We start from the raw sequence: 6,791 nt of genomic DNA on the forward strand, positions 1-6,791 counted from the left end.
CTTATCAACGGGTAACCGGCCACGGTTACAGGGACATGACACATGTCGAAACCATATCGAACCAAACACTCCGGAAAAATACTCCGATCGCCACTTTGGGCCATTGCCGCCAGCATTGTATTTGTCGCCGCCGTGCTTGCCGTGTTGAACTATTTCGGTGTCGATCAACAGGTGATACACCTGTTGAGATGGTTCGAGGCCCAGGGAGCCTGGGTATCGCTGCTCTTTATCCTGATCATGGCGGCGGTGGTGCTGCTGCTACTACCGGGCGTGTTGTTTACTGTGGGCGCTGGCTTTGCCTTCGGCGTTGTGGAAGGCTCTGTTTACGTGGTGATCGGCACAACGCTTGGCGCAACTCTGGCATTTTTGATCGCACGCTATCTGTTCGGGCGGCGTGCCAAACAGTTTGTTTTGTCCCACTCCCGGCTTCATCTGGTAAGCGAGGAGGTCAAACCCCATGGCTGGAAGATCGTATTGCTGACGCGGCTGATCCCGTTCTTTCCCAGCAAACTCTCCAACTATTTTTTCGGTCTGACACCCTTTTCTCTGCGCGGTTATGTCGGCGGTTCACTGCTCGGCTTCATTCCTTTTTCCGTCCATAATGTCTATCTCGGTTCCATCGCCGCCGATCTGTCCAACCTGGGCGTGCATCAGGTAGGCCGGTCCCCCCTGCAATGGAGCCTCTATGCCGCCGGCTTTATTGCTGCTGTGGTGGCGGTCGTCACCCTGAGCCGCCTGGCACAAAGAGCACTGGCCCGTTATGAGGAACAGGGCGAAATTGTCGAGGAGGATCCGTTATGAGCTGGATGAAATGGCTACCGTGGCGTCTTATCATTCGCTATGTTGCGCGCAAGCAGGGCTTTCTCGATCCGATCGCCCTGCTGGCGCGGCTGCACAGCTTTGCCCAGCCCTCCGAGGTCGCCGAACCCGTCGAGCTTCTGCGCGCGGGGGTCATTTTCCATGCCCGCGGTCTGATCAATAGCCGGGTTATTCAACACAACCTGGACTGGGTGTGGCCCTATTGGATCGAGCGCCAGTTCGATCCCACCGATCTGTCATTTATCCCGCGCGCCTTTTCCTTCACCCATATCAATCTCAGCCATCGCAACTGGACCGCCATTGGTTACCCGGAGTGCGCGGAGCTGCCGATCGTCGATCCCCGCGGGCTGCTGACCCCGCTGCTCGATGGCTGGTCCCTGGACGCCTGGCTCATGACGGAGGACGGACGATCACTACTGCCTTCGCGGGCCCCGGATTGCCGCCAACAACAGGAGATGGAATCGGGACTTTGCATTACCACTGACACTCAAATGAACGGGCTGACTCTGACCAGTCGCGCCTGGGTGCAAATCGAGTCAGGCATTCCGGTCTGCAAGCTGCGTCTGCAGGCCCGTGCCGATAGCCCGGCATCGCTCGTGCTGGCGCTGCGCCCGTATAACCCCGAGGGGATCAGTTTCATTAATAAGGTCAGTTTGTCGCCGACGCGCGATACCTGGACCATTGATGATAAACAACAGGTGAGCTTCAGCACGCCCGCCGCACAGCATCATGTTGCCGATTATCACAGCGGGGATGTGTTCATTCATCTGCGGGATCGCGAGGTTCAGACCGAAGGCCATTGTGAAGTGGGCATGGTCACGGCGGCAGCGCTGTTTCCGTGCAACGCCGGCGAGACGACCGACATTACCGCCAGCATCCCGCTGGCGAGTAAACCGGACGAGCGGCTCGTCGACGAGGCCTGGCACGACGTCCATCAGGAACATTGCCAGCTCTCCTGTCCGGAGGCGCGCTATCAGTTTCTCTACGATGCGGCGATCGCCTCGCTGATTCTGCATTCACCCGGGGATGTCTATCCCGGACCCTACACCTACAAGCGATTCTGGTTTCGCGATGCCGCCTTTATCATTCACGCCCTGCTGTGTGCCGGCCTGACGCACCGCGCCGAACGGGCGCTGGCGCGGTTTCCGGCACGCCAGACAGGGCAAGGCTATTTCCGCTCCCAGGAAGGGGAGTGGGATTCCAACGGCCAGGTGTTGTGGATCCTGCAACGCTTCTTTGCCCTGACCAACCGCCAGCCCTCACTCGACTGGCACGACCCGGTTGCCCGGGGCGGCCGCTGGATCCTGCGCAAGCGGGTCAACGATGCTTCGGCATCCCCCCACGCCGGACTGCTGCCGGCGGGATTCAGCGCCGAACACCTGGGGCCCAATGACTATTACTACTGGGATGATTTCTGGGGAATCGCCGGCCTGCACGCCGCGGCGGCGATGTTCGCAGAGATGGACCCCGAGCGCAGTCGGAACTTCGCCACGGGCGCCGACAACTTTGCGGCGGCGGTGGATCACAGCCTGGTCACCTGTGCGCAACGTCTGGACCGCGCGGCCATGCCGGCCTCCCCCTATCGTCGCCTGGATGCCGGGGCCATCGGCTCACTGGCGGCGGGCTATCCGCTGCAACTCTGTGCGCCGGACGACCCCCGGCTGCTCGACACGGTCGAGTTTCTGTACCACCACTGTTTTGTCAAAGGCACGTTCTATCAGGACATGACCCATTCCGGTCTCAATGCCTATCTGACCCTGCATATCGCCCAGGTGATGCTGCGTGCCGGTGATCCCCGTTACCTTGAGTTGATGGACGCCGTAGCAGACCTGGCCTCACCGACCGGACAGTGGCCCGAAGCGTGCCATCCCCTGACCGGCGGTGGCTGCATGGGCGACGGTCATCATGTGTGGGCCTCTGCCGAATGGCTGTTGATGATACGCAACTGTTTCGTGCGCGAAGAGGCGGAACGTCTCATCCTGGTCAGCGGCATTCCGGAGCGCTGGCTGGAACAGACAACGCCCATTCATTTCGGGCCGGCACCGACCCGCTTTGGCACAGTGTCGATCACCCTCACCCCGGATCCGGGCAATGCGCCGCGCATCGACTGGCAGGGCGACTGGCATGAGGAGGTCCCCCCCATCGAGATCCGGCTGCCCGGCTATGTCCCGCTCGAGACCACCAGCGGCAGCGGCTGCGAAGTGCTCGTAAAAAAGGAAACGTGACGCATGAATGTTCTCATCCTCACCAATACCTTTACCCCCCATGTGGGCGGCGTGGCCCGCTCCGTGGAGGCGTTTGCCGAACAATACCGCAAGCGGGGGCATGAGGTGCTGATCGTGGCGCCCGAATTTCCCGGTGCACAGAAAAACGAAGCCGACGTGATCCGGATTCCCGCTATTCAGAATTTCAACGCCAGTGATTTTTCCGTGGTGCTGCCGGTCCATCCGCAACTCAGCGCCCGGCTCGATGCGTTCCAGCCGGACATCGTTCACTCCCAGCACCCTTTTTTGCTCGGCATGACTGCCGTGCGCATCGCGCGCCGCCGCCGTTTGCCCCTGGTCTTCACCCATCACACCCTGTATGAGCAATATACCCATTATGTGCCGGGTGACTCCCCCGTGCTCAAGCGATTCGTGATCGAACTGGCCACCCGTTACGCGAACCTCGCCGACCAGGTTTTCGCTCCCAGTGAAAGCATTCGCGCGCTGTTACAGCAACGGGGCGTTACCTCACCGATTACCGTGGTGCCGACCGGCGTCTACCTGGAGCACTTCGCACAGGGCGACGGTCCCGGTTTTCGCGAACAACTGGGCATCCCGGCGGAGGCGTTTGTGGTGGGCCACCTGGGTCGTCTGGCGCCGGAAAAGAATCTGGCATTTCTGGCCCGCGCCGTCGCCCGCTTCGCCGCGGATCATCCACAGGCTCATTTTCTGGTGATCGGCACGGGGCCTTCCGAAAAGCACATACGCGAGATTTTTACTGAAGCAGGGCTCGACGATCGCCTGCATATCACCGGTATCCTGCAGCAACCTGCACTGTCCGATGCCCTGCATGCCATGGATCTATTCGCCTTCGCCTCCCTGAGCGAAACCCAGGGCATGGTACTGACCGAAGCCATGGCCGCCGGCCTGCCTGTTATCGCCCTGGATGCGCCCGGCGCGCGCGAGGTAGTCCGGGATCAACAAAACGGGCGCCTGCTGGCTGAAGAATCGATCCCGGCCTTCAGCGCGGCCCTGCAGTGGGCGGCCGATCTTGCCCCCGACGCGCTCCAGGATCTGAAAAACGCCGCACTCGGGACCGCCGAGGCCTTTTCCATGCCCCGTTCGGCGGACAAAGCCCTGACCTGTTACACCTCACTCGAACCCGGGTCCCATGCTGATCAGGACAATAGCTGGCAGGAGGTGATGACCGCCATCAAGACCGAGTGGAATATCCTGAAAAGTATGGCCAACGCCGGCGAGGCCGCCCTGGGGAGTGACCTGTTTTCCGACAAGAAAGAAGAGTAATGCTCACAGAACCCGAAAGCGCAGGGCGCGGTTCAGTGTTGCGCACTAAACGCATCAGGGGGACAGCGCCATGCTCGGGCGAATAGAGTTTTTCCTGCGGCGTCTGCGGCGCAACCTCAGCCGCAGTGTCTGGCTGGCACGCCTGCTGCGCCTGCCCGTATCGGGAGGTGACGCCACCCGGGCGGGGCTCATCATGCTTCAGATCGACGGCCTCTCACACCCCGAATTCGAGCGCGCACTGGCGCGCGGGGAAATGCCGTTTTTGCAACGTCTGATCCGGCGCGAACATTACCGGCTTCATAGCCACTATTCGGGCCTGCCATCGACAACCCCCGCGGTCCAGGCGGAACTCTTCTATGGCATCAAAACCGCGGTGCCGGCGTTTTCCTTCCGGGATCAATCTCACGGCGTGATTCGCATGTACGAACCCGAGGCAGCGGCGCGGATCGAGGAGCGGCTTGCGGCCAGCGGTAACGAAGCACTGCTGAAAGATGGCAGCGCCTATACGGACAACTTTACCGGCGGCGCCGCGGAATCGCATTTCTGTCCCGCCTCGCTGGGCTGGGGCCCGGCACTGCGCGCCGCCAACCCGCTGGTGCTGCTGGTGTTTCTGATCAGTAATTTCTACAGCTTCATTCGCGTTGCGATCCTGCTGCTGATCGAACTGGGGCTGTCACTGGTGGACTTTGTCCGGGGCATTTTCAGCGGCTATGTATTCATCAAGGAGCTGAAATTCATTCCGGCCCGGGTAGCCATCACCATCCTGCTGCGCGAACTGTCGGTGATCGGGGGCAAGATCGATATCAGCCGCGGCCTGCCTGTCATCCACATCAACTTCCCCGGTTATGATGAACAGTCCCATCGCCGGGGCCCCCGCTCGCGGTTTGCCCACTGGACACTCAAAGGCATCGACGACGCCCTTGCCCGCCTGTGGCGTGCTGCCAATCGTTCCGCCTGGCGTCACTACGATGTCTGGATCTACTCCGATCATGGACAGGCCGCTGTCCGACCCTATTTGCATGTCCAGGGCTATAGCCTGCAAGCGGCCGTGAACGCAGCATTTGAAAAGTGGGGCTCCCCGACGCGGGTGCGTCATACCGGCGCCGAGGGGATCCAGACCCAGCGGGTGCGTTTGCTGGGCGGCAGAAAAATCCAGCGTCTGTTATCGGTTTTCACTATTAATCACGAGGAAGAGGACGAACACCAACCGATGGTGACCGCGCTCGGTTCCGTGGGCCATGTCTATCTTGCAGCCGGGCTGAGCGACGAAGCGCGCAATTTCATCGCCCGTGAACTGGCGCAAACACACAATGTTCCGCTGGTACTCAGTGTGGCATCGGCGGGCACGCTGCTTGCCTGCACCGCTGACGGCGAATATCAACTGCCCCGGGACCGGGCTGCCCTGTTTGGGGCCCGGCACCCTTTTCTCGATGCGATCGGCGAGGACCTGTTACGGCTCTGCGAACATCCCCGGGCCGGCGACATTGTGGTGCTGGGCTGGCGCGAAGGCGTCTCCCCGCTGAGCTTTGCCATCGAAAACGGTGCCCACGCCGGTGCCTTGCCACAAGAGACCCACGGCTTTGCGCTGCTGCCAGGCGACGCATGGCTGCCGGTTCGGGAACACGACTATCTGCGCCCCGGGGATCTGCGCAACGCGGCATTACGCCACCTGGACAAAACAAACCCGCAACACACAGGTGCCCCTGCGGCCACCACCGAGGTGAAAAAAGATGTGCTACGGGTCATGACCTACAACGTGCACAGTTGTGTCGGCATGGACGGCAAGCTCGATGCCAAACGCATTGCCCGCGTCATAGCCCGCGCCCGACCGGATGTCGTCGCCTTGCAGGAGCTGGATGTGGGTCGCGCGCGCAGCCTCGGCATGGATCAGGCTCACCTGATCGCCCGCTACCTGAAAATGAACTTCCATTTTCATCCGGCCATTGACGTCGAGGAAGAACGCTATGGCGACGCCATCCTGACCCACCTGCCCCATCGGCTGGTCAAGACGGGCATTCTCCCCGGGCTCGCCGACAAGCCCCATATTGAACCGCGCGGCGCGCTCTGGATCAGCGTCGAATTGCAAGGCCGGGAAATCCAGATCCTCAATACCCACCTGGGCCTCAGCCAGCGCGAGCGCCTCGTCCAGATCGAGGCCTTGCTCGGTGAGCAGTGGCTGGCGAATGAGCAGTGTCGTGACCCGGTGATTCTGTGCGGCGATTTGAATGCCCAGCCCTCATCAACCGTATGCCGTCAACTGGAAAGCCGACTTCGCGACGCTCAGATCGAAGCAGGGGAGCATACACCCCGAAATACATTCCCGACCCGCTTCCCTGCCCTGCGTCTTGACCACATCTTTATCAGCCCCGGTCTGGATGTCACCTGTATCGAGCTGCCTGATTCTCAACTCGCCCGCACGGCCTCCGATCATTTCCCGCTGGTGGCGGAGATACGGATTGGCAG

Annotated in this window: 4 protein-coding genes; all 4 read left to right on the top strand. The window is 61.2% G+C overall.

Annotated features, from left to right (window positions below):
- Positions 1-42 precede the first annotated feature (42 nt).
- A complete protein-coding gene (locus tag RI563_RS11170; protein WP_310694465.1) occupies positions 43-801 on the top strand; it encodes a TVP38/TMEM64 family protein in 759 nt (252 codons plus the stop codon).
- Positions 798-3,044, top strand: a complete 2,247-nt coding sequence (locus RI563_RS11175; protein WP_310694466.1) for a hypothetical protein — start codon at positions 798-800, stop codon at positions 3,042-3,044. Before RI563_RS11170 ends, RI563_RS11175 begins: the two co-directional genes overlap by 4 nt.
- A gap of 3 nt (positions 3,045-3,047) precedes the next feature.
- Positions 3,048-4,328: a glycosyltransferase gene (locus RI563_RS11180; RefSeq protein ID WP_310694467.1), complete on the top strand. Its 1,281-nt coding sequence runs from the start codon at positions 3,048-3,050 to the stop codon at positions 4,326-4,328.
- A 70-nt stretch (positions 4,329-4,398) separates the two neighbouring features.
- On the top strand, positions 4,399-6,791 hold a 2,393-nt coding region (locus tag RI563_RS11185; RefSeq protein ID WP_310694468.1), incomplete at its 3' end, for an endonuclease/exonuclease/phosphatase family protein.

Source organism: Thiohalophilus sp. (assembly GCF_031581315.1).
In the GTDB taxonomy this organism is placed as follows: domain Bacteria; phylum Pseudomonadota; class Gammaproteobacteria; order UBA6429; family Thiohalophilaceae; genus Thiohalophilus.

Bases quoted from the DNA above. Each gene is read 5' to 3' on its own strand.
- RI563_RS11170 (WP_310694465.1), top strand. From the start codon at position 43: ATGTCGAAACCATATCGAACCAAACACTCCGGAAAAATACTCCGATCG.
- RI563_RS11175 (WP_310694466.1), top strand. From the start codon at position 798: ATGAGCTGGATGAAATGGCTACCGTGGCGTCTTATCATTCGCTATGTT.
- RI563_RS11180 (WP_310694467.1), top strand. From the start codon at position 3,048: ATGAATGTTCTCATCCTCACCAATACCTTTACCCCCCATGTGGGCGGC.